Here is a 20,576-nt window from a genome sequence, read left to right on the forward strand (position 1 = left end):
GCTGTCACCTCCCGGCCTGAACGGGGGCGGCGCGGTGGGTGTGGCCGGTGCCCTGGCAGACGTGGCAGACGACGCGGAGCAGGGTGCGGGAGCCGTCGCGGTGGCGGTCGCTGATGGCGATCGATACGACGGGGAAGCCGGCGCAGTTGTGGCAGACCGGACGGTTCAAGGCGCGGGAAGGCATGATGGACGGAGCCCTTTCGGATCGAAAGATCGGGAAGTGGTGGAGCCGTCCGGGGCGGCGGATACTTGGCGGTTGAGGCCGCCCCGGAGGGCGCTACTTGCGGTAGCGGTGGCTCTTGGACCGGACGGGCCGTGAGCGGACCGGAGGCTTGCGCGGCGAGCGGGAGCGCCGGCGGGTGCCCGCGCGGGATAACTCCCGCTTCTTCTTCGAGCTGCGGTTGATCGTGTAGCCGAGCCCGCCGGACGCGGAGAGAACTGCCACGGCCGAGGCGGCGACGACCTGAGCCACGAACGCGATGACCAGCAGCACGACCACGGAGGCCGAAGCGATGACCAGCGTCAGGACGATCGGGCCGGTGTAGGAGCGTGGGGCTTCCTGCACGATCACGACCTTGTGCACGTCGGTGCCGGGCGGGAGGCGCCGGTAGGTCTCGGCGGGGATGTGACCGGCGCGAAGCTGGTCCTCGGGTAACTGCACGGGTCTGTCCCTTTCTGGCTCAGGCGGTGCAGCGGTGGGTACGGGCGGCGAGTTCGGCGGCCGAGCGGTCGCGGTGTTCGGTGGAGAACCCGCAGTCGGGGGCGGTACAAGCGGCGGTGTGCTTGGTCTGGCCACGTCCGTTGTTGAACGTGCCGACCCGCACGGGGCCTATGCGGATCACGTCGTAGAAGCGGTTGGGGCGCATGGGATGAACCTCCTTGTCAGTCAGGCGAGTTGGGCGACGATCGCGCCGGCGAGGTCTTCCGGGATGCCGAGGCGAGCGCGCAGCGTGGCGGTGTCGATGTCAGATCCGGTGCGGGTGCGGTGCTCCGTGGCGACCTTCCGGGCGTGATCCACCAGGGCGGGCGGCACGGTCGGAGCGGGCGCTTGGGGCAGTGCCGGAGCCGGTTCGGGCTTGGTGATCTCCGGTGCCGGGGCGGAGGGCTCGGGGTGGTCGAGGTCGACGACCGGCGCGGGCCGGGGTGCCGGTTCCGGAGCGGACGCGGGTGCGGGGGTGTCAGGTTGGTGGGCGAGCAGGGTGCCGCCGAGGAAGGCGAGCGCGGGCCAGCCGGCGACCAGGATGCGCAGCCAGTCGGGCACGTGGTCGAGGTCGAGGAGTCCGGCGGTGGCGATGTTGGCGCCGAGGGAGGCGACCAGGGCGATCAGGAACCAGAACCAGGCCAGCCCGGACCGTTCGGTGCGCAGCCGCCGCCACACAGCGACCAAGAGCAGGTCGACCGAGACGGGGTAGGCCCACGCCTTCCAGCCGGTCTGTCCGGCCGCTTCGGCGAGGTCGTGCAGGTGGGCGAAGGACAGGGCGCCGGCGATCACGGCCTGAACGAGTACGGCGTCGAGGCGGAACGAGCGGGGCACGGGTCTTCACCTCCCTTCGAGAAGTTCAGTTGTCGGCGGGGATCTCGCAGGCGCCGAGGCAGGTCAGGCAGATACCGGTCTGCTTGCCGACCGCCCGGCGCTTGCGGCCGACGAGCACGGTGCGGGAGACCTCGCCGGTGCCCTTGCAGGTCGGGCAGGGCTTGGTCCGGGGCTTTGCGGTCTTGCGGGCCATGGGCGATCTCCCGTTCGGTTTTCGGCATGGCTCGGGTAGGGACCTGGCGCGAGGCGGTCGCGCCGACTGTGGAGCGGGGGTGTTACTCGCCGGCGGGCTGCGGCACGCGCGGCGGTGCGGCGGGCATCGGCGGTACGGCGGCGATCTGGCCGACCGGCCGGAAGGGTGCCAGGAACGGCAACTCCGGGGTGAGGTAGGCGAATTCGCGGCAGGTGGCCGCCGCCTGATCGGGGGTGACCTCGGGGGTGCGGATGCGGGACCAGTAGCCGGAGGCGTCACCGGCCACCGCGACACCGGGCCGGTCGGCACGGATGCCGGTCACGGAGACCACCGCGTCGGGGGCGATGTCACCGAGGCCCATCTCCGCCGTCTGCTTGTCGTTGACGCGGTGGCAGACGCGGCCGGTGAGCTGAGCCCGCAGGGCGGTTGCGCCCTTGCCGAGGTCGGAGCCGAAGCGCTGCCCGCACGCCTCCAGATAGATGCCGACCGCGCGGGCCATCTGGCCGAGCCGGACCAGTTGCATGACCATGTGGTCGCGGGCCGGTTCGTCCTTGCGGGACATCACCAGGAACAGTTCCGCCACCTCGTCGATCAGCACGACCAGCGGCACCGGCCGAAGCTGATCGGGCAGCTCCCACAGGTCCGAGACGCCGTGCAGGGCGAGCAGGTCGAAGCGGTCTTCCATCTCCGCAACCAGCGCGTCGACCAGGCGGCCGGCCGACTCGCGGTCGGTGGCCAGGGCCGACAGGCGCGGCGCGTAGCGGGACTGCTCGACACCGCGCTTGCAGTCGATCCCGATCAGGCCCACCGGCAGCCGCGCGAGCCCCTTGATCAGGTTGCGCTGATACATCGACTTGCCGGACTGGTTGGCGCCCAGAGTGAGGGCGTGCGGGATCTTGCGGTAGTCCCGCTCGAAGACCGTGCCGTCCTCCCGCAGCGCCACCGGCACGATCAGGTCGTGGGGTATGGCCTTGCGCGGCATCTTCACCCGGTTGAGCACGTCGTAGCCGGTCATCCGCACCTCGACGTATCCCGGCTTGGTCTCCGCCACCATCACCGAATGCACCCCGAAGGCGTGCCGAAGACGCTCGGTCGACGCGGCGAGGTCAGCCGGTTCCAGGCCGGCGGGAAGCCTCAGGGTGACCCGCAGGCCGGTCGAGGTCGGGCGGACCCGGCGGACCTTCGGCGGCACTGGACGCACCTCGCTGCGGGCCAGGTTCCGGCGGACGAAGGCGCCGAAGCCGGACGGCTGCACCGTCAGCCCGCACACCTCCATCGTGTTCCGGTAGGTCCAGGTGAACCGGCCCCAGGTGACCGGCAGGCCGACCACGGACCAGTACACGCGCGGGGCACGGTACTTGGCGTAGCCGATCCCGCCGGCCCCGGCCGCAACGCCGCCCAGCTCGACCCAGGTAGCGATGTCGGTCATGATCAGGCCGCCGTCGCGATGGCGACCGCGCGGAACGAGATGCCGTGCCGCTTCTGGCCGTTGAACTCGTTCTCCCAGTCCCGCGCCTTGAGCCCGACCACCCGCACCGGCATGCCCGGCGCGAGCCCCTCGGGAAGGCCGGTCTCGGGAACGGTGACCTGGTAGAGGTTGCCCTCCCCCTCGTCCGAGACCAGCAGGCCCACCGTCGACAGACCCACGTTCGGGTTGTCCCGGTCCATGGCCCGCTCACCGGTCTTCTTGTTGGCCATCTTCGGCTCCGGGGCAGTCGCCACGAACACCACAGCGGTCGAAAGGTCGATCTTGAAAGACGGCATGAGCACATCCCTCGTTCTCGGAGATCGCCCTGCGCGACCTCTCTAGACATCTCAAGGAAAGCGCACATGTCTAGAGACGTCAAGAGAGATGTCTAGAGACGTTTCCGAAGCCGGATTGGGACCACACGCACAGAGCGGGTGCCATACCCATGGCCTAGGCTGTCTAGAGAAGAGAGGAGGGCTCCCGAATGGCCACCACCGACGACGACCGTCGGCCGAAGTACCAACGGATCGCGGACTCTCTACGAGAGGCGATCCAGTCGGGCGAGTACGGTCCCGGTGATCGGCTTCCTGGGGAGAACGACCTCATGTCCGAGCACGGCGTAGCCCGCATGACGGCTCGCCAGGCTCTGGGAGTGCTCAAGGACGAAGGGATCGCGGAGTCCCGCAAGGGCGCCGGCGTGTTCGTCCGGGACTACCGGCCGCTCCGGCGGCGCGGAATCCAACGGTTGGCACAAGAGCAGTGGGGTAGCGGCCGGTCGATCTGGTCTGCCGACATCGAGAACCGCACGCTCGTTGTGGACCAGGTGACAGTGTCGGAGGAAGCCGCGCCGGAACGCGTCGCGCTGGTGTTGGACCTCGCCGACGATGACGACGTGTGCGTTAGGCGCCGGCGGTTCGTCCTGGACGGCAAGCCCGTTCTTCTCGCGACGAGCTACCTCCCGGCGTCGATCGTCGAAGGGTCGGCGATCACTCAGGAGGACACGGGCCCCGGTGGAACGTACGCCCGCCTCGCCGAACTCGGCTACAAGCCAGTGCACTTCCGCGAGGAGATCCGTTCGCGGATGCCCACGAAGCACGAGGCGGCGCAGTTGAGCATCTCCGCAGGGACGCCGGTCATTCTGATCTGCCGGACCGCTTTCGCGGACGAGGGGCGCCCTGTCGAGATCAACGAAATGACGCTCGATGCCGCCTCGTACATCCTGGAGTACGACTTTGACGCCTAGCGCGGATCAGGCGCCAGCCCAGGTGCGCGGATCACGAGCCACGGCATAGATCTGATCTACCTGTTTCCGCGTGAGCAGCGGGGACAGGCCGGACAAGGTCCGGTCGACCTCTTCGGCAGGCAGCACCAGGACTGGCGGCGCGGCGTTCTTCACCTTCAACTTGGCCGCGTGCACGACTGAGATCACCGGGCGGACGGGGACGTCGAACCCGCAGCGCCGAGTCAGAGTCTGGGACACCCGCCGTGCCTCTTGCTGGCTGATCACTATGTGACGGGTCGACGTCCCGTTGATGGTGATGGCATGGTCTCCGTACCAGACGGACTTCCCCTTGTGGCGCTTCGAGTTGATCGCGAAGACGCCGGCGCGGCCTATGGCCAGATGATCGATGTCCGAGCCGCTGTCCCACTGGACAGCGTGGAGTATGCGCCAGCCACGTCCCTGGAGTCGGTTGAGCCGCCGTCCGGTTACACGCTCGCCGACGAGACCGTTGCACCAACTGTGAATCTCGGTGCCGGGTAACCAGCGACCGATCAGCCTCATGAGGACGCTTGGTTGAAGTTCGATGATCTTCCGCCGTACTGCGTCACCGGGCCGGTTCAGGGCCAGATCGTTTGCCGCAGCGGTCATGCTGCACCTCCCCCAGAGAGCCCGATCTCACCAGGTCATCACGGAGGAGCGGCGCGGCCAAGGTCGGTAACTGGCCAGAACTCTGCCTAGTGTCGCTGTTGCATGGCTCAGCCGACATGAAGGAGAAGCGGCGATGAGCGAGGTCTACGCGGTGCGCATCACGGACGCTTCGTACGACGAGGCGCCGCACATCCGAGTGCATGAAGGCCACGAACTGACACCGCTATCCGGGAAATGATCTTTGACCGGGCCCCGGGACCTGTTACAGGTTTCTCTACCTCATCAAGCCCCGGCTGCGCTCCGCTCCGCCGGGCGCGCTTCCCGGCTCTGGCTGCGCCCGCGCTCCTGCCTTCGGCCCGCTCGGCGCTGCCGCCGCCGACGCGCGCCCACATGTGGATAGGGCCGGAAGCCATGAGTCGATCACCACATAGCGCGGCCCACGGTCAAGACGATGCCTCCGGCGGGGGATCGGCCGGCACCGGGATGGAGGGGGCGCCGTTCCCGACTGCGGGCCCGTAGTGGCGTGCGCGGGGAGCTCCCATCCCGACCACCATCGACCCAGGCAGAGCCGAGCAGACGCGGCCCCTGGCGTCCAGGTCGTTCGTACAGTGGCGCGCTCCACCTGGACGCCAGGAACCACGCCCGCTCCACGGTGTGTGGGTCGACGGCGGACGGGATGGGAGCGAGGTAGTGGGAGGTGCAGGTGGAGCTGGGAAGCGCGCCACCTGCACCGAGTCCTCAGTAGCGGGGAAGCGCGAGCAGGTTGTCGGTCCAGATGCCGTTCGCGTAAGTCCTGATGTACGGCGGGGAGGCTTTGACCACGCCGACCCGGACGTAGCTCGCGCCGCTGCGGACACGAGCCTCGTTCTCCTTGTTTTCCTCCAGCCAGCGGACGATCACTTGCTTGGTGCTTTCGCCTGTCTTGTTTGTGGACGGGTCCTCCCAGCGGACGCTTTCGATGTGCTCGTGCTTGGTGCCGCCGCTTAGGTGGATCGCGGTGATGTAGATCATTTCTCTCCCTTACGTGCGGTCACTGTTCTCGGTTGGGCCAGGACCGCAGGATGTCGATCAACGCTCGCGGCGGACGCCTTTGAATGGAGTCCCGCCGGTCTTGCCGTCCATGAAGCGCCCGTCCGTGCCCCGCTTGGTCCAGAGGCGGGTGAGCGGGTTCAGCGTCTGGCTCCGCCCCTTGACGCTGCCGTGCCGGAAGCCCTTGCCGGTGTTCTTGGCCATAGCTGGTACCTCTTTCCTGTTGGGTGATCGAAGTGATCACACTGGAGATTGCAAGTTCGGCATTAATTGCGATCTTGCAACCGAGTTCAGGGTAGAGCGTGCGATTCGACTTTCGCAACTGGTTCCCGTCGTGCAACACTGGCCTCGAAGGGAGGAGATCGTGAGCGAGCGGAATGCAGCAGGTCGCTTCGATGCAGCCGCGTTCCATGCGGCTCTAGATCGAACGCGGCAGGAGCGTGGACTTCTTTGGAAGGACGTCGCAAAGCAGGCCGGCGTCAGTGCCTCAACGTTGACGCGCCTGGCTCAGGGGCGTCGTCCTGACGTTGACGGACTCGCAGCCCTAGTCTCATGGGCCAATCTGAGCGCGGACGACTTTGTTCGCAGGCACGATGAGCCGCGTGAGGCGGACACTCTGGCAAAGGTGGCCACTCACCTACGAGGGGACCGTAACTTGACCCCCGAGGCGGCTGATGCACTGGAAGCTCTAATCGCTGTGGCCTACAAGCAGTTGGCAACGAGCGACCCGGAGTAGGGGGAGCCCTATGGCGTTGCGGCACGGCTTCAAAGCGGAAGCCAACCGCTTGGCGGTACTGGTACGGAAGGAGCTGGGGCTGCACGCCGCTGCTGCTTTGCCGCCCGCCGTGCTAGCGGAACATCTATCAATTCCGATCAGTACGTTCAGTGCTGCCGTGGCTGCCGATGCTCGCGTTGCGGTTCTGCTGGGGGCCGAGAAAGAGTCGGTGAGCGCCCTCACCGTGCACTGTGGGCCGCGTAGGCACATCTGGGTGAACGATGCGCACGAGGTTCCACGGCAGAACAGTTCTGTGCACCATGAGCTTTCGCACGCTCTTCTGCAACACACGCCCGGGCCCGCCTTTGACCCGAGGGGTTGTCGTCACTGGGATGGCGACGTAGAGGCGGAAGCTGACTGGCTTGCCGGGAACCTCATGATCACCAACGAGGCTGCCTGGCTTATTGCCCGCAGGCGCATGAAGGGCGGCGAAGCGATGCTCTGCTACGGGGTCAGTAAGCAGATGTTGACGTGGCGTATGAACATGAGCGGCGCCGCAGCTCGGCATCGATCGGCCTGACGACGGCAAGCGTCATGGTTGTGCCTGTCAAGTGGGCATCCGCAACCTGACACCAGCGTCTGACACCAACAGTCCCGAACAGCGGCGGCCAGCGCCGGACCTCAATGGACGATCAGCCGAGGAGCGCGGCCGGTTGACTCACCTCACCGACCTCATGTGATCGACCTGATAAGGATGAGGCCACAGGTTCAAATCCTGTTAGCCCCACCAGCACGAAGACCCCCGGTCCAGTAGGGCCGGGGGTCTTTGGCGTTCATGGCCCGCTTCGACCGGGCGGGGAGCGGGGATGCGAGAAGGCCCGACCGCTGGCGACGGGGGATGCACCAGCGATCGGGCTGTGGCCAACAGTAACAAGGCCGGCTGGGCCGTGGGAGGCGGCTGTTCGAGCGCGGGTGGGGGTTGTGAGCGGGATCACTCTTCTGTCAGGGGACGCTCAGCTGGTGCAGGGAGGGTCGTAGTCGAGGCGGGAGAGGTACTCCTGCCACTTCTCCTTGGTCAGGACGTTGCGCGTGGTGGCGCAGATGTGGCGGACGGCGTGGTCGACGTCGAGGTTCCACAGGCGGACCGTGTCGGTGCCGCTGGAGACCCCGAGCATCCGGGTTCCGGGGCTGAACGCCAGGAAGTTGCCCGTCCGGGCGTTGGGGCTCATCGACTGGCCGATGGGACGGGCCTCGGAGGGCGTGGCGACGTTCCACAGGCGGACGGTGTTGTCGTTGCCGCCGCTGGCCAGGGTGCGGCCGTCCTGAGCGAACGTCAGGGAGACGACGGCCTCGGTGTGGCCGGTGAGGGGGGAGCCCAGGTCGGCGGCCGCCGTGGGGTCGGTGACGTCCCACAGCCGGACCGTGTCGTCGTCGCTGCCGCTGGCGAGGGTGCGGCCGTCGGGGCTCAGGGCGAGGACGTTCACCGGTCCCCTGTGGCCGGTGAGCGGGGCGCCGAGCGCGGTGGCGTGCCCGGAGCCGGTGACCTTCCACAGCCGGATCGTGCCGTCCGCGCTGCCGCTGACGAGGGTGCGGCCGTCCGGGCTGAAGACGAGGGCGTTGACGTAGCCCTTGTGGCCGGTGAGCGGGGCGCCGGCCGGGACGGGGCGGGACCGGTCGGCGATGTTCCACAGCTGGAGGGTGCGGTCGTCGTAGGCGGTGGCCAGGAGGCGGCCGTCCGGGCTGAAGGCGAGCGCGTCGGGGCCCATGAAGCGGGTCCGCAGGGTGAGGGGCGGTCCGTGGGAGACCGGCTCGGCCGGGTCGCCGACGTTCCACAGGTACACCGTACGGCTGCCGGTCAGCACCGCCAGGGTGCGGCCGTCGGGCGAGAACAGCAGGGAGCGCTGGCCGCCGTCGCCGGGCATGAACGGCTTGTTCAGCGCCCGCGGCCGGTCGGGGTTCCGGACGTCCCACAGCCGGACGCTGCCGTCGCGCGCTGCCGTGGCGAGGACGCGGCCGTCGTGGCGGAACGCCCCGCTGCGGCCGACCATGTCCGAGGTCGGCACCGACCACAGGCGGACCTTGCTGTCTCCGCTCCCGGTGGCCAGGGTGCGGCCGTCGGGACTGAATCCCAGCGCGTACATCTCGCCGCTGCTTCCCGCGAGGGGCTCGCCGATCCGGGAGGGACCGGCCGGGTCGCTGACGTGCCACAGGCTGGCGGTGCTGTCCGCGCTGGCGGCGGCGAGCGTGGAGCCGTCGGGACTGAAGGCCACCGACCAGACCGGGCCGGTGTGGCCGGTCAGGGGCGAGCCGAGCGGTGCGGCATGCCGGGGGTCGGCCACGTCCCACAGGCGGATGGTGTCGTCCGCGCTGCCGCTGGCCAGGGTGCGGCCGTCCGGGCTGAACGCGACGGAGTGCACCAGGGCCGAGTGGCCGGTCAGCCGTGTGTCGTAGGACTTCGGGCGGCGGGGGTCGGCCACGTCCCACAGTCTGATCGCGTCGTCGTCGCCGCTCGCTGCGAGCGTGCGCCCGTCCGGGGCGAACGCCACCGTGCGCACCGCGGCGGTGGCGCCCTTCAGGATGCTGAGCGTGCGGGGCCGGCCCGGGCCGGACATGTCCCACAGGCGGACGGTGCGGTCCTCGCCGGCGGAGGCGAGGGTACGGCCGTCGGGGCTGAACGCCAGCAGGTAGATCGTGCCCTTGTGGCCCGTCAGGGGCGTACCGAGCGGCTTGGGGCGGCCGGGGTCCGTCACGTCCCACAACCGGATCGTGCCGTCGTCCGCCGCACTGGCCAGGGTGCGGCCGTCCGGGCTGAAGACGGCGCTGCTCACCCAGCTCGTATGGCCGGTGAGCGGCTTGCCCAGGGATTCGGGACGGGTGCGGTCGGCCACATTCCACAGCCGGACCGTGCGGTCGTAGCTGGCGGTCGCCAGGAGCTTGCCGTCGGGGCTGAACGAGGTGAGGTAGACGGCGCCGGTGTGGCCCACCAGGGGGGTGGCCAGGGGCGCGTTCACGATGGAGATCAGGCGGTTGTTCGTGCCCGCGTCGTCCGGGCGCAGCCGGTGGGCCACCAGGTCGAGCTGGGCCGAGAGCGAGGGGTCCGTGTACTGGACGCGGTCGGCCTCGGCGACCACCTGCTCGAACACGGCGTCGTTGCGCTGCTGCCAGGCGACGACGGCCGAACCGACGGCCAGGATCGCGAGGACGACCAGGGCCGACACCGCCCCGCGGCTGATCCACAAGGAGCGTCTGCGCAGCCGGACCGAGGCGGCGAGGAACTCCACCGCGCTGCGGGTCAGGAAGGTGTCCCCGGCGGACCTCGCCCAGTTGTGGGCCTGCTCCAGCCGGGAGCCCCGGTAGAGGAGGGAAGAGTCGCGGCGGGAGTCCTCCCAGGCCCTGCCGTCCTCCTCCAGCCGCTGGCGGAGCAGATTGCCGCCCCGGTCCTCGTCGATCCAGTCCCGCAGCCGCGGCCAGGCGTGCAGCAGCGCCTCGTGGGTGATCTCCACGGTGTCCGCGTCTAGCGTCACCAGCCGGGCGCGCACCAGCGCCTCCAGCGACTCCTCCGTCTTGCCGGGGTCGGTCGACTCCGCGGCCAGTTGGCGCCGGGTCCCGCGTCTGCGGGTGGCCTGGGTGTCCTCGCCCAGTCGGACCAGCCGGAGCAGCAGCAACCGTGCGGCGGTGCGGGCCGCGGGGTCCAGGCTGGACCAGGCGCGCTCGGCGGTCGCCGCCACCGCGCCCTGGATGCCGCCGGCCGCGCGGTATCCGGCCAGGGTCAGCCGGCCCGCCTTGCGGCGCTGCCAGGTGGCGAGCAGTGCGTGGGAGAGCAGGGGCAGGACGCCGGCGTCGTGCGCGCCGCGTGGGCCGTCGGCGCTGACCTCCCGGACGATCAGCTCGGCCAGTCCCGGTTCGAGTTCCAGGCCGACGGCCTTGGCCGGGCCGGTCACCGCCTCGCGCAGCTCGGCGCTGGTCAGCGGCCCGAGCACCATGTGCCGGTGCTGGAGCGCGTCGGCCAGTTCGGGATAGCCGAGGCACTGCTCGTAGAAGTCGGCGCGTATGCCGAGGACGACGAGTGCGGCGGCGGGGTCGCCGTCGGCGGTGGGCGAGGCCGCGGCGTGCAGGAGCTGGATGAAGGTGTGCCGCTCCGTCTCGTCGGTGCAGAGGGTGAACGCCTCCTCGAACTGGTCGACGATGATGACCGGCCGGGCACGGGAGGCCGCCCACTCCGTGATGGCCTTGCGCACGGCGGCCGTGAAGCCGGGGGTGCCGGGCTCGTGTTCCACGGTGGTGGCGGATGTTTCACGTGAAACACGGGCCCCGGTCGATGTTTCACGTGAAACATCCGCACCGGGAAGCCCGGGAAGCCCGGGAAGCCCGGGAAGCCCGGGAAGAGCAGGAAGTCCGGGGATGCGCCGGTACAGCTCCGCCAGCGGATCCGACCCCGGGACGAGCTGCAACACCTCCCGCGACCGTTCCTCGTCGTCGTCCAGGGCGCCGTTGCGTACGGCGGTCACCAGCCCGGCGTTGAGCAGCGAGGACTTGCCCGCGCCCGAGGCGCCCACCAGCATGAGCAGGCCGCCGGTCCTCTCGGCCGCCCGGAGATGACCGACGAGGGCGGCGGTGCTGCGCTCGCGGCCGAAGAACCAGCGGGCGTCCTGCTGGCGGTAGGAGGCCAGACCCCGGTAGGGGCAGACTCCGGCCGGGACGGCGGCGGGCGGTCCCTCCTCGGCAGACGGGCTCTCGTCGGCAGTGGCGGGGCCGGCCACCGCGCGTTCCCAGAGCAGCTGCCACTGGGCCATGTCGTAGAGGCCGGGGGAGACCGCTGTGGGGCGGGCGCGCCGGGCCTGCGGGATGAGGACGTGGAGCACGGCGGCGAGGGCGGCGAACTGGGCGGGTACGTTCTTCGCGCGTCGCCAGTCGCTGATGCGCTGTGCGGAGACGCGTACGGGCCGCCCGCGCTCGTCCACGCGCTGCAGGTGGGCGACCGCCTCGGACACGCGTTTGAGGGGAGGGTTTCCGGCCTCCTTGTACAGCAGCGCGAGGCGTTCGGCGAAGGCTGTGCGTGCTCCCGAGTCGGAACTCAAGGCCTCCACCCCTTACCTCCCCCGCAGCTGGACGTCCGGACCGGAAAACTCACTTTATACGGCTGACCTGGGAAGAAGCCGTGAACCGGACACCGGAACCTCCTCTGCGAGGGTCCCAACTGGCAGGATCACACCGCGTAGCCGACCCACCGCGCGTCGTCCGGACAGGCCTTCAGCCCATGCCTTGCAGGAGACAACTCAAGACGCCGAGTGTCTTGCCGGTGTCCTTGAGGCAGCAGCTTCCGCCGCAGTCGCGAGACGACGATCCCGTCGCGGCCTCGTGAGAGCCGGCGGCCTTCCGAGAGCCGTGGACTCCTGAGATCCGTGACGACCCCGAGCGCGTCGTTCGGCACCGGTCCCCGCGAGGGGAGGGACCGGTGCCGAACGACGCGGCATGCGCTCATGGACGCCCCCGCTTCTTGCCGCCTGTCGAGCGGCGCCGTACCTTCGTTTCTGACGAACCGTCAGATGCTGTGTCGCGCGAGGCGGAGGTAGCCGGTGTGGTCGACAACGTGAGCGGCACCAGGGAACTGCCCAAGGTCATCAGCGTGGACGATCACGTGATCGAGCCCGCGCACCTCTTCGAGACGTGGCTTCCGGCCAAGTACCGGGACAAAGGCCCCAAACCGCTGACCGCCGGGATCGGGGAGCTCGCCTACGTCGGCGGAAAGTACCGGTTCACCACCGACCCCGACGGCCAGCTCACCGACTGGTGGGAGTACGAGGGCGAACTCTTCCCGTACAAGCGCATCATCGCGGCCGTCGGCTTCTCGCGGGACGAGATGACCCTCGACGGGATCACGCGCGAGCAGATGCGGCGAGGCTGCTGGGATCCGAAGGCCCGCCTGGCGGACATGGACCTGAACCATGTCGAGGCCTCGCTCTGCTTCCCGACCTTCCCGCGCTTCTGCGGCCAGACCTTCGCCGAGGCCAAGGACAAGGAGGTCGGGCTCGCCTGTGTGCGCGCCTACAACGACTGGATGGTCGAGGAGTGGTGCGGGGACAGCGGAGGGCGGCTGATCCCGCTGTGCCTCATCCCCCTGTGGGACGTCGACCTGGCCGTCGCGGAGATCCGCCGCAACGCCGCGCGCGGGGTGCGGGCGGTGACGTTCAGCGAGATCCCGACGTACCTGGGGCTGCCGTCGATCCACTGCGGCTACTGGGACCCCTTCTTCGCGGCCTGCGAGGAGACCGGGACCGTGGTGAACATGCACATCGGGTCCTCCTCGCAGATGCCGGCGGCCTCCCCGGACGCCCCGCCCGCCGTCCAGGCCTCGCTGAGCTTCAACAACGCGATGGCCTCGATGATGGACTTCCTCTTCTCCGGGGTCCTGGTGAAGTTCCCGCGGCTGAAGCTCGCCTACAGCGAGGGGCAGATGGGCTGGATCCCGTACGCCCTGGAACGCGCCGACGACGTCTGGGAGGAGCACCGGGCCTGGGGCGGGGTGAAGGACCTGATTCCGGAGCCGCCCTCGACGTACTACTACCGGCAGATCTTCTGCTGCTTCTTCCGGGACCGGCACGGCATCGAGGCGATCGACACCGTGGGGGTGGACAACGCGACCTTCGAGACGGACTATCCGCACGTCGACTCGACCTGGCCGCACACCAAGGAGGTCGCGGCGGAGCATGTGGCGGGGCTGCCCGACGACGTGACGTACAAGCTGCTGCGGGGCAATGCCATCCGGATGCTGGAGCTGTCCTTCGACCGCTGATGCGGGCGGGTGCGGTGGGGAGTCGCCTCCTGCGCCGATTCGCGGCCGGTGCGGTGGGGAAGTCGCCTCCTGCGCCGATTCGCGGCGGGTGCCGCGAGGAAGTCGCCTTCTGCGCCGATTCGGGCGGGGGCGGCGGGGGCAGTCACCTCCTGACAGCGCCCGCTTGCCCCTGGAGTGGATATGAAGGTCTCCGTTGACTCCGAGCTGTGTTACGGATCCGGCGAATGCGCCTACCGCGTCCCGTCCGTCTTCACCGTGGAGGACGGATTCGGTGCCGTCATAGCGGGCCGTGAGGACACCGGCGACGACCCGGAGGTGCGGGAAGCCGCCGAGAAGTGCCCCTCGCAGGCCATCGTCATCCACAACGCCGGCTGAGGGAGGCCAGCGCCCGCGCCCTGGCCTCCACCACGGCCATCCGCGACGCCCGCTCGGCGGGATCGACGTGCGCGGCCTGGCCCGTGGCCTGCCCTTCCCACTTGCGGTACAGCAGTCCCACCTCGGCCGAGAACCAGCCGCGGCTCACGGCGTTCAGCGCGAGCAGCAGCCCGGTGTCCTCGGACGCGGGCAGCGCCATCCAGCCGCCCAGGGCGAGCAGGAGATCGCGGCGGACGAAGAGCGAGGCCGGGTGGACCGGGGCGCGGAAGTCGTGTGCCGTCCAGAAGTCGAGGAGGGTGCCGCGCTCGACGGGGCCCTCGCCGGGGTCGCCCGGGAAACCGGCCGTGGAGCCGTCCGGCAGCAGGTCGAGGACGCGGGAGGTGGCCCAGCCGAGGTCTCGGTCGCCTTCGAGGGCGGCCAGGTCGCGGGCGAGTGCGCCCGGCGTGAGCAGGTCGTCGGCGTCCAGCACCTTCACGTACTCCCCGTCGGCGTGCGCGAGCGCGATGGTGCGCGCCACGCCGGGCCCGCCGGGGCGGCCCTGGCGGAAGGTGACGCGGGCGTCGTCGGGGACGTACGGCGCGACGTCGTCGCTCGTGCCGTCCTCCTGGACGACCCAGTGCCACTCCCAGCCCGCGGGCAGCTCCTGCGCGCACAGCGACTCGTGGGCCTCGGGCAGGAAGGGGGCCGAGGGGCCGTGGACGGCGGTGACGATGATGATGCGCCGGTTCACCGCGCGCTCACCACCTTTCCAGGTGCGTGGTGAACAGCAGTTCCGTGCGGTCGCCGGGCAGTGTGATGTGGGAGACGTCCACGACCCGGTCGTGGATGTCGTACGACGTCTTGTGCAGCAGGATCACCGGCGCCCCGGCCGGCAGTTGGAGTTCGCGTGCCTCCTGGGGCGTGGGCGGACGGGCGGTCACGCGTTCCTCGACGCGGTCCACCTCGATGCCCACGGTGCTCAACTGGTGCTGTGTGCCTCCGGGCCAGGGCTCGTGTCCGGCGTCCAGGAGGTCGGGGTTCGGCGCGAGCAGCTCGCGCGGCAGATAGGAGCTGACGAGACTGAACGGGGCGCTCTCGGTCGCGCGGCGCGTCCGGTAGCGACGCCTGAGCAGCGAGGTCCCCTGCGGAACGCCGAATGCGGCGGCCAGTTCCTCGGACGCTGCGACCACGTCGTACTCGGCGTGGAAGACCAGGTCCTGGGAGTCCAGGCCGGTGTCGCGCTCGGTGGCTCCGGTACGGCAGCGTTCGGCCTCCGGCCGGCGTGCCCGGTTCTTCTCCCACTGGTGGCGCCGGTTGTCACGGACCGCGGGCGTGCGAGGCATGTGTCCAGGCTACGGCCGCGGTACGACAGGATCGGCCACTCCTTCGAGTGATCGGACCCGGTCCGGGGCTGTGCCGTACATGACGTTCGCCGTGACGGGCGGGGAGGAAGAGGCACGGAGGGCGCTCAGCGGTGGCCGGCCGCGGACTCGGCGGAGCCGCACTCCCGGGCCTCCGCGGCCACGCCCGCCTGGGCCTCCGCTGCTACGGGCGTCTGGGCCTCCGTGGCCACGCCCGCCTGAGCCTCCGCTGCTACGGCCGACTCCGCTTCGGTGTCCTCGACGGCGCGGTGGCGGCAGCTGGGGGACTTGCCGTGGGCCTCGGCACCGATGCGCTGCTTCATCGTGGGCGGCAGTGACCTGGCATGGGCCAGGGCCCAGTAGGCCGTCGCCGGTGCCACCACGGGTGCGGTGGCGGTGCTGTCGCTGTTGCGGGTGGTCTCGGTCTGCGGTACGGCCGCGGCGGTGGCCGTCGTGACGAGTCCGAGCGTGGTGCAGAGCGCCAGGAAGGCGGTGACGACGACGGTCCACAGCTTCATGACCTTGTTCCGGGCCATGGCCCCTCACTTTCGGGTTGGGCGATTTGCGTACTTTCCTCATGATGTGTATGGCGGCCGCGAAGTGGCGGACCGACGCCCGTGGCGCGTCGATCTTCAGATGAACACCACTCGGATGGGTGCAAGAGGCCGGAAAACCGCGGGAGAGGGGAGGAAGAGGGGCGAAAGGTGACGTTCCGTAGAGGTGTGATCACCCTCCGATCGGAGTGCGGGCGTCCGGTGCTACTGCGGTGTTCCGGGCGGGAGTTGAGCGTCGACGCAGGTCACCGATCGATATCGGTCGGTGTGTATAGTCGGGCGCCAGAGGTCCCCTACGTCAACGAAAGACGAGGTCGCGCGGTGAAGAAGCTTCTCCTGGTCGCACTGGCCGCCATCGGCGGGCTCCTCGTGTACCGCCAGATCCAGGCGGATCGCGCCGAGCAGGATCTGTGGACGGAGGCGACTGACTCCGTGCCCACGGGTTCGTGAGTAGCGAAGTATCGACAAGCCTGATCTGAACAGACCCCGGCCGTGGTTGCGGTCGGGGTTTTGTGTTGCCGGGGGCCGGGGGCCGGGGGCCGGGGCGACAGGGCGACAGGGGCGATGCGGAACCGGCCGTTTCGGACGCTCGTACGCATTGTGCGGGCGCAGTGCGGCCGGCGTGGGCAGGATGGGGGCACGGTCCCAGGGTCCGGCGACGACGAGGGGTGGCGCGTGATGGGGCGGCGTACGGCGTGGTGGGGGGCGGCGTGCCGGTTCGGCGCGCTGCGCGCGGCCGTGGTGACGGCGCTGGTGTGCGGCACGGCGGTCGCCCTGCCCGGCCGGCCCGCGGTCGCGGAGGACGCCCCGAGCCCGTACGCCTTCGCTCCGGACGCCCGTTCCGTCGCGGCCGCGACGGGTGCCGCGGACGCCGCGCGCCTGGAGGCCGGTCGGACGTACAAGAGCTCGCTGCCCGTCACCGGCGACACCTACTACCGCCTCGACCTCGACGCCACGTCGAACGCCTACGTCTCCGCCACCGCCATCCCTCCTGCGGACGCCGAGGTCTCCTCCTCCAACGGGCTCCGCATCTCGGTGCGGGACGCCGACGGCGGCTCCTGCTCCTTCAAGACGGAGACCTTCGCCGGCGGCAGTCTCAGCTCGCACGCGATCACGGCCGTGGGCATGCGGGAGATCTCCGCCGACCGCCCGCGCTGCGCGAAAGCGGGCACGTACTCCGTCGTCGTCGAGCGCGTCGGTACGACGGCTCCCGGCGACGTCACCTGGGACCTGGAGCTCTCCACGTTCCTGGAGCCACCCCTGAAGCGGACCGGCGCCACGACCGCCCCCGAGCCCTGGAACTCCGACGCCCCCCGGCCCGTCACGGACAAGCCCGAACGCCGGTCCGGCGGCGCGGGATTCGCCTCGGCGGTCCCGGTCGGACAGGGCGCCTGGCGCTCCGACCTCACCCCCGGACAGACCCTCTACTACAAGGTGCCGGTCGGCTGGGGTCAGCACGTGCACGCCACCGCCGAGCTGGCCGGTGGTGCCGGGGACTCCCGGATCGCCGTCGGCGCGCTGGAGCTGTCGCTCCACAGCCCCGTGCGCGCGTCACTCGACGAGGACAGCCTCAACTACAGAGGCAAGCCGATCACCGCCACGCTCGAACCACTGCCGCCGGTCCGCTACGAGAACCGGTACGGCGCCACCGACCGGGTGAAGGGCATGCGGTTCGCCGGCTCCTACTACCTCGTGGTGCATCTCGCCGCCCACGTGGCCGAACGGTTCGGGGACGGGCCGTACACGGTGACGCTGCGCGTGCGGCTGAGCGGGTCGGACCGGACCGGGCCGGGGTACGCCGGGCAGTTCGTGCCGCAGGGGGTCTTCGCGCCGGTCGTGGGGGCGCCGGGGGGTCTGCTGCCGGGTGGTGGGGACGGCGGCGGGGGCGGCGGTGGCCCGGAGGACGACACCGCCATGACGGTGCTCGCGGTGAGCGGGATCGGCGGCGGCACGGTGGTGCTGGTCGTGCTCGGGGTGTGGACGGTGGTGGGGCGCCGCAGGGCGCGGGCTCAGATCTGGGCCAGCGCCCAGAAACCCGCGGCGTAGCAGATCAGCGCGAGCAGCAGCAGCGGTATCGCCACCTTCGCGGGCGGCCCGGGGCGGCGGCGTGCGGCGCGGCGGCGGGCGGCACGGGGGCCTGGGTGAGGGCCTTGGTGCAGGCCTGGCGGGTGCTGGGACAGGGGCTCGGAAATCGGCTGAGCCGAGGGTGGAACCTGCGGGTCCTGAGCGGTGTATGAAGCAGTAGAGGCATCGGCGGGGCGGTGCGCGGGGTACTGCGGGGCGTACGGCCGGGGGGAGGACAGGACATGCGTGGGCTGGTAGGGGGTCTGTGGCTCCGGCTGGGGCGGCTGCGGTGGTGGTTGCGGTGGTTGCGGCCGTACCGGCGGCGGCAGAGGGAAGCTGCCGGTGTCCGACATGGGGGACGGCTGCCGGGACGGGGTGGCGTCGGTCGCCGGCCGTGCCCCGGTCATGCCCTGCCGGGGATCGGGCGGTACGGCGGTGGCCCGACGGTCCGCCGAGGTGGAGCCGGTGCCGGTCTGCCCGGAGTGCCCTGTCTGGCCGGTCTGCGAGAGCACCGCGCCGGTGCTGCTCTCCACACCCGGCGCCCGCTTGAGCGGGCCTTCGGGGGCGAACCCCTGGGGGAGCGGGCCGAGTTGGTCGAAGATCTCGATCAGCTCGTCGTCGGGGCCGGGCTCCGGCAGCAGTTCGGCGGCGGAGGCGAGCGCCTTGCGCGCCCCCGTGGCCGTGCGGAACCGCGCCTGCGGATCCGGCTGGAGCAGGGTCGCCACGACCTGCCACAGCGGCTCGGGGATCCCCTTGGGCGCGCTCGGCGTCCCGTGCGCCGCGAAGTACTGCACGAGCGCCTTGGCGTCGGGCTTGGCGCCCTCCAGCAGATACAGCGCGACCAGGCCCACCGCGAACAGGTCGGCGGGGAAGTCCGGTTCCGCGCCCAGCAGTTGCTCGGGCGCGAGATACCCGGGCGTGCCCACCACGAGGTTGGTCTCGGTCAGCCGCGGTTCGCCCAGCCGCATCGCGATGCCGAAGTCGGACAGCCGTAGCCGCGGCCGGCCCGTTCCGGTGGCTTCCAGCAGCACGTTGGCGGGCTTGATGTCGCGATGCACCACGCCCTCGGCGTGCACGGCGGCCAGTCCCGCGAGGAGCTGGTCGAGCAGGGTGCAGACGAAGGGGGGCGGCAGGGGGCCGTAGTCCCCTACCAGGTGGACCAGTGAGCCACCGGCGACCAGGTCCATCGTGAACAGGACCTTGTCGTCGTCGGCGGCCCAGCTGGCGGGGGCGAGCACATGGGGGTGATCGATACGCAGGGCCTGTTCGCGCACGAAGCGCAGCAGGGAGTGCGCGTCGCTCTGCTGGAGCACCTTGGCGGCCACATAACGGCGGCGGCGGTGATCGAAGGCGCGCCAGACGGCGCCCACTCCTCCGCGTCCGATCGGGTCGACCAGTTCGTACCGCCCGGCGAAGACCTCACCCATGGCTGTGCGTCGCTCCTCCCCCTCCGCTTTCCTCCTTGCCTCCCCCTCGACGAGCGCTACGACTCCCCCTCGCGCCGTTCTCGGCGGTGCGTCCGGCTGCCGAACCCCCGTGGGCGGCCGGACGCGGGGGTCAGCTCTGGTGGGACTGGTAGTGCGCGACGGCGTCCGACGTGCGGCCGGCGCCGTACACCCGGAGGAACTCTGCCAGCTCCGGGTGGCTGGGGGCGAGAGTGTCGGCGGCCTCGATGATGTCCCCGGCGGCGGCGACCGAGCGCAGCAGCGACTGGATCTCACGGACCACGCGCTTGACGGTGGGCGCCCCCGAACTGCTCGTCGACTGCGTGGTGTTGCTGAGCACCGAGCCCCCCTGCGACTTCTTGATCTCCTCCATGCGCTCGGTGGCCTCGGCCGCGCTCACACTGCCGTCGGCGACCTGCCCCGCCAGGTCCTGCAGCAGCTGTACGCGCTGCACCACGGCCGGGTTGCCGATCTTCGCCCGCTGACCGCTCATCAGCTGCGACAGCATCGGTGCGGACAGTCCCAGTACCCCCGCGAGACGAGCCTGATTGAGACCAAGATCGTCTATGAGCTTACGGAAGAGCGCCCCCAGCGGCTCCCCATACCAGTTCCGCTGCAGTTCCCGCGCTCTTGCGGTGGCTTCCTGCTGTGCGGCGTCCATTGCGTCTCCCCATCGCTTCCCCAGAACCGCGGTTCGCTGTAGCGAACCACGCGGAGCATCTTACGGAGAGTGGTCGGCCATCGGGACCCCCAATCTTTTTGCGAGATACCCGGGGTGACCCGGTACTCTGGTTCGCGACGCCCGCCGGACGTGTGGTTCTTCCGGTCGGACGTTCCCTTCCCGGGGCCTTAGCTCAGTTGGTAGAGCGCTGTCTTTGCATGGCAGATGTCAGGGGTTCGACTCCCCTAGGCTCCACATATAAACGCCCTCTGGCCTGTGGAAACGCGGTTTCGGAGGGCGTTTTTCATGCCCAGACGACAGTCGTCGGACTGTTCCGCCACGTGTATGTCACCGCCTGGGCGGTCTTGGCGGCCTGCCGCCCACCAGGCGCCGCGCTCCGGGCCGATCGTACGGGCAACGCCGACACTGAACTGCTGGCACCTGGTGTGATAGGAGACCGCCTGGGGGAAGCATCGAACTTCCCGGGGTTCTGTGATCCAGCGTTCCTGGGGCGGATCAGCAGAGGCGAGTACCC

The 20,576-nt window shown here is 70.2% G+C and carries 23 protein-coding genes and 1 tRNA gene; 8 read left to right on the top strand and 16 right to left on the bottom strand.

The window, feature by feature from the left end:
- Nucleotides 1–4: 4 nt before the first annotated feature.
- From ICC28_RS20520 to ICC28_RS20550, 7 genes are all read right to left on the bottom strand, one after another.
- Complete coding sequence (locus tag ICC28_RS20520; RefSeq protein ID WP_188290093.1) at nt 5–184, bottom strand: hypothetical protein; 180 nt, start codon at nt 182–184, stop codon at nt 5–7.
- 93 nt (nt 185–277) lie between these two features.
- The gene (locus tag ICC28_RS20525) at nt 278–661 is read right to left on the bottom strand and encodes a hypothetical protein (protein ID WP_223189154.1); all 384 of its coding nucleotides are present in this window, start codon (nt 659–661) and stop codon (nt 278–280) included.
- 19 nt (nt 662–680) lie between these two features.
- Nucleotides 681–866: a mobile element transfer protein gene (locus ICC28_RS20530; protein WP_079307584.1), complete on the bottom strand. Its 186-nt coding sequence runs from the start codon at nt 864–866 to the stop codon at nt 681–683.
- Between the two features lie 20 nt (nt 867–886).
- Nucleotides 887–1,534: a DUF2637 domain-containing protein gene (locus tag ICC28_RS20535; protein WP_188290094.1), complete on the bottom strand. Its 648-nt coding sequence runs from the start codon at nt 1,532–1,534 to the stop codon at nt 887–889.
- Nucleotides 1,535–1,559: 25 nt separating this feature from the next.
- Complete coding sequence (locus tag ICC28_RS20540; protein WP_188290095.1) at nt 1,560–1,727, bottom strand: hypothetical protein; 168 nt, start codon at nt 1,725–1,727, stop codon at nt 1,560–1,562.
- 82 nt (nt 1,728–1,809) lie between these two features.
- On the bottom strand, nt 1,810–3,156 hold the full coding sequence (locus tag ICC28_RS20545) for an FtsK/SpoIIIE domain-containing protein (RefSeq protein ID WP_188290096.1): 1,347 nt from the start codon (nt 3,154–3,156) through the stop codon (nt 1,810–1,812).
- A 2-nt stretch (nt 3,157–3,158) separates the two neighbouring features.
- A complete protein-coding gene (locus tag ICC28_RS20550) occupies nt 3,159–3,491 on the bottom strand; it encodes a hypothetical protein (RefSeq protein ID WP_188290097.1) in 333 nt (110 codons plus the stop codon).
- Between the two features lie 188 nt (nt 3,492–3,679).
- Here ICC28_RS20550 and ICC28_RS20555 point away from each other — a divergent pair, with 188 nt between their 5' ends.
- A complete protein-coding gene (locus tag ICC28_RS20555; protein ID WP_188290098.1) occupies nt 3,680–4,438 on the top strand; it encodes a GntR family transcriptional regulator in 759 nt (252 codons plus the stop codon).
- Nucleotides 4,439–4,444: 6 nt separating this feature from the next.
- Here the strand turns inward: ICC28_RS20555 and ICC28_RS20560 are convergent, their stop codons facing one another.
- The 3 genes from ICC28_RS20560 to ICC28_RS40650 form a co-directional block, all read right to left on the bottom strand.
- A complete protein-coding gene (locus tag ICC28_RS20560; RefSeq protein WP_188290099.1) occupies nt 4,445–5,065 on the bottom strand; it encodes a nuclease-related domain-containing protein in 621 nt (206 codons plus the stop codon).
- A gap of 738 nt (nt 5,066–5,803) precedes the next feature.
- Nucleotides 5,804–6,076 (bottom strand): DUF3892 domain-containing protein, encoded by a 273-nt coding sequence (locus ICC28_RS20565; protein WP_188290100.1) that lies wholly within the window; start codon nt 6,074–6,076, stop codon nt 5,804–5,806.
- A 57-nt stretch (nt 6,077–6,133) separates the two neighbouring features.
- Nucleotides 6,134–6,298: a hypothetical protein gene (locus ICC28_RS40650; protein WP_223189155.1), complete on the bottom strand. Its 165-nt coding sequence runs from the start codon at nt 6,296–6,298 to the stop codon at nt 6,134–6,136.
- A gap of 160 nt (nt 6,299–6,458) precedes the next feature.
- Between ICC28_RS40650 and ICC28_RS20570 the strand changes: the two genes are divergently transcribed.
- Both ICC28_RS20570 and ICC28_RS20575 read left to right on the top strand, forming a co-directional pair.
- On the top strand, nt 6,459–6,830 hold the full coding sequence (locus tag ICC28_RS20570) for a helix-turn-helix domain-containing protein (RefSeq protein WP_317454052.1): 372 nt from the start codon (nt 6,459–6,461) through the stop codon (nt 6,828–6,830).
- A 10-nt stretch (nt 6,831–6,840) separates the two neighbouring features.
- Complete coding sequence (locus ICC28_RS20575) at nt 6,841–7,389, top strand: ImmA/IrrE family metallo-endopeptidase (RefSeq protein ID WP_188290102.1); 549 nt, start codon at nt 6,841–6,843, stop codon at nt 7,387–7,389.
- Nucleotides 7,390–7,822: 433 nt separating this feature from the next.
- On the opposite strand, the gene ICC28_RS20580 is transcribed toward ICC28_RS20575, so the two are convergent.
- Nucleotides 7,823–11,896 (bottom strand): WD40 repeat domain-containing protein, encoded by a 4,074-nt coding sequence (locus tag ICC28_RS20580; protein ID WP_188290103.1) that lies wholly within the window; start codon nt 11,894–11,896, stop codon nt 7,823–7,825.
- 491 nt (nt 11,897–12,387) lie between these two features.
- On the opposite strand from ICC28_RS20580, the gene ICC28_RS20585 reads away from it, so the two are divergent.
- Both ICC28_RS20585 and ICC28_RS20590 read left to right on the top strand, forming a co-directional pair.
- A complete protein-coding gene (locus ICC28_RS20585) occupies nt 12,388–13,602 on the top strand; it encodes an amidohydrolase family protein (protein ID WP_188290104.1) in 1,215 nt (404 codons plus the stop codon).
- A gap of 180 nt (nt 13,603–13,782) precedes the next feature.
- On the top strand, nt 13,783–13,977 hold the full coding sequence (locus ICC28_RS20590; protein WP_188290105.1) for a ferredoxin: 195 nt from the start codon (nt 13,783–13,785) through the stop codon (nt 13,975–13,977).
- On the opposite strand, the gene ICC28_RS20595 is transcribed toward ICC28_RS20590, so the two are convergent.
- From ICC28_RS20595 to ICC28_RS20605, 3 genes are all read right to left on the bottom strand, one after another.
- Complete coding sequence (locus ICC28_RS20595; protein WP_188290106.1) at nt 13,958–14,707, bottom strand: glycosyltransferase family 2 protein; 750 nt, start codon at nt 14,705–14,707, stop codon at nt 13,958–13,960. The genes ICC28_RS20590 and ICC28_RS20595 overlap by 20 nt on opposite strands.
- A 7-nt stretch (nt 14,708–14,714) precedes the next feature.
- Nucleotides 14,715–15,299, bottom strand: coding sequence for a UTRA domain-containing protein (locus tag ICC28_RS20600; protein ID WP_188290107.1), 585 nt, complete (start codon nt 15,297–15,299; stop codon nt 14,715–14,717).
- 125 nt (nt 15,300–15,424) lie between these two features.
- On the bottom strand, nt 15,425–15,853 hold the full coding sequence (locus tag ICC28_RS20605) for a DUF6344 domain-containing protein (RefSeq protein ID WP_188290108.1): 429 nt from the start codon (nt 15,851–15,853) through the stop codon (nt 15,425–15,427).
- 339 nt (nt 15,854–16,192) lie between these two features.
- On the opposite strand from ICC28_RS20605, the gene ICC28_RS40655 reads away from it, so the two are divergent.
- Entirely contained in the window at nt 16,193–16,321 is a 129-nt protein-coding gene (locus ICC28_RS40655) for a DLW-39 family protein (protein WP_003999697.1), read from the top strand.
- A gap of 228 nt (nt 16,322–16,549) precedes the next feature.
- The gene (locus tag ICC28_RS20615) at nt 16,550–17,917 is read left to right on the top strand and encodes a hypothetical protein (protein WP_188290110.1); all 1,368 of its coding nucleotides are present in this window, start codon (nt 16,550–16,552) and stop codon (nt 17,915–17,917) included.
- Here the strand turns inward: ICC28_RS20615 and ICC28_RS20620 are convergent.
- Both ICC28_RS20620 and ICC28_RS20625 read right to left on the bottom strand, forming a co-directional pair.
- A complete protein-coding gene (locus ICC28_RS20620) occupies nt 17,881–19,362 on the bottom strand; it encodes a serine/threonine-protein kinase (RefSeq protein ID WP_188290111.1) in 1,482 nt (493 codons plus the stop codon). The two genes, ICC28_RS20615 and ICC28_RS20620, sit on opposite strands and share 37 nt — an antisense overlap.
- 130 nt (nt 19,363–19,492) lie before the next feature.
- Nucleotides 19,493–20,041, bottom strand: a complete 549-nt coding sequence (locus tag ICC28_RS20625; protein ID WP_188290112.1) for a helix-turn-helix domain-containing protein — start codon at nt 20,039–20,041, stop codon at nt 19,493–19,495.
- Nucleotides 20,042–20,223: 182 nt separating this feature from the next.
- On the opposite strand from ICC28_RS20625, the gene ICC28_RS20630 reads away from it, so the two are divergent.
- Nucleotides 20,224–20,296 (top strand) — tRNA-Ala (locus tag ICC28_RS20630).
- Nucleotides 20,297–20,576: the final 280 nt, after the last annotated feature.

Source organism: Streptomyces sp. TRM68416 (assembly GCF_014596915.1).
In the GTDB taxonomy this organism is placed as follows: domain Bacteria; phylum Actinomycetota; class Actinomycetes; order Streptomycetales; family Streptomycetaceae; genus Streptomyces.

What these genes read in the sequence shown, in the direction of transcription:
- ICC28_RS20605 (WP_188290108.1), bottom strand. Translation starts at nt 15,853, where the DNA reads ATGGCCCGGAACAAGGTCATGAAGCTGTGGACCGTCGTCGTCACCGCC.
- ICC28_RS20530 (WP_079307584.1), bottom strand. Translation starts at nt 866, where the DNA reads ATGCGCCCCAACCGCTTCTACGACGTGATCCGCATAGGCCCCGTGCGG.
- ICC28_RS20550 (WP_188290097.1), bottom strand. Translation starts at nt 3,491, where the DNA reads ATGCCGTCTTTCAAGATCGACCTTTCGACCGCTGTGGTGTTCGTGGCG.
- ICC28_RS20545 (WP_188290096.1), bottom strand. Translation starts at nt 3,156, where the DNA reads ATGACCGACATCGCTACCTGGGTCGAGCTGGGCGGCGTTGCGGCCGGG.
- ICC28_RS20600 (WP_188290107.1), bottom strand. Translation starts at nt 15,299, where the DNA reads ATGCCTCGCACGCCCGCGGTCCGTGACAACCGGCGCCACCAGTGGGAG.
- ICC28_RS20625 (WP_188290112.1), bottom strand. Translation starts at nt 20,041, where the DNA reads ATGGACGCCGCACAGCAGGAAGCCACCGCAAGAGCGCGGGAACTGCAG.
- ICC28_RS20575 (WP_188290102.1), top strand. Translation starts at nt 6,841, where the DNA reads ATGGCGTTGCGGCACGGCTTCAAAGCGGAAGCCAACCGCTTGGCGGTA.
- ICC28_RS20540 (WP_188290095.1), bottom strand. Translation starts at nt 1,727, where the DNA reads ATGGCCCGCAAGACCGCAAAGCCCCGGACCAAGCCCTGCCCGACCTGC.
- ICC28_RS20555 (WP_188290098.1), top strand. Translation starts at nt 3,680, where the DNA reads ATGGCCACCACCGACGACGACCGTCGGCCGAAGTACCAACGGATCGCG.
- ICC28_RS20620 (WP_188290111.1), bottom strand. Translation starts at nt 19,362, where the DNA reads ATGGGTGAGGTCTTCGCCGGGCGGTACGAACTGGTCGACCCGATCGGA.
- ICC28_RS40650 (WP_223189155.1), bottom strand. Translation starts at nt 6,298, where the DNA reads ATGGCCAAGAACACCGGCAAGGGCTTCCGGCACGGCAGCGTCAAGGGG.
- ICC28_RS20565 (WP_188290100.1), bottom strand. Translation starts at nt 6,076, where the DNA reads ATGATCTACATCACCGCGATCCACCTAAGCGGCGGCACCAAGCACGAG.
- ICC28_RS20590 (WP_188290105.1), top strand. Translation starts at nt 13,783, where the DNA reads ATGAAGGTCTCCGTTGACTCCGAGCTGTGTTACGGATCCGGCGAATGC.
- ICC28_RS20560 (WP_188290099.1), bottom strand. Translation starts at nt 5,065, where the DNA reads ATGACCGCTGCGGCAAACGATCTGGCCCTGAACCGGCCCGGTGACGCA.
- ICC28_RS20520 (WP_188290093.1), bottom strand. Translation starts at nt 184, where the DNA reads ATGCCTTCCCGCGCCTTGAACCGTCCGGTCTGCCACAACTGCGCCGGC.
- ICC28_RS20615 (WP_188290110.1), top strand. Translation starts at nt 16,550, where the DNA reads ATGGGGCGGCGTACGGCGTGGTGGGGGGCGGCGTGCCGGTTCGGCGCG.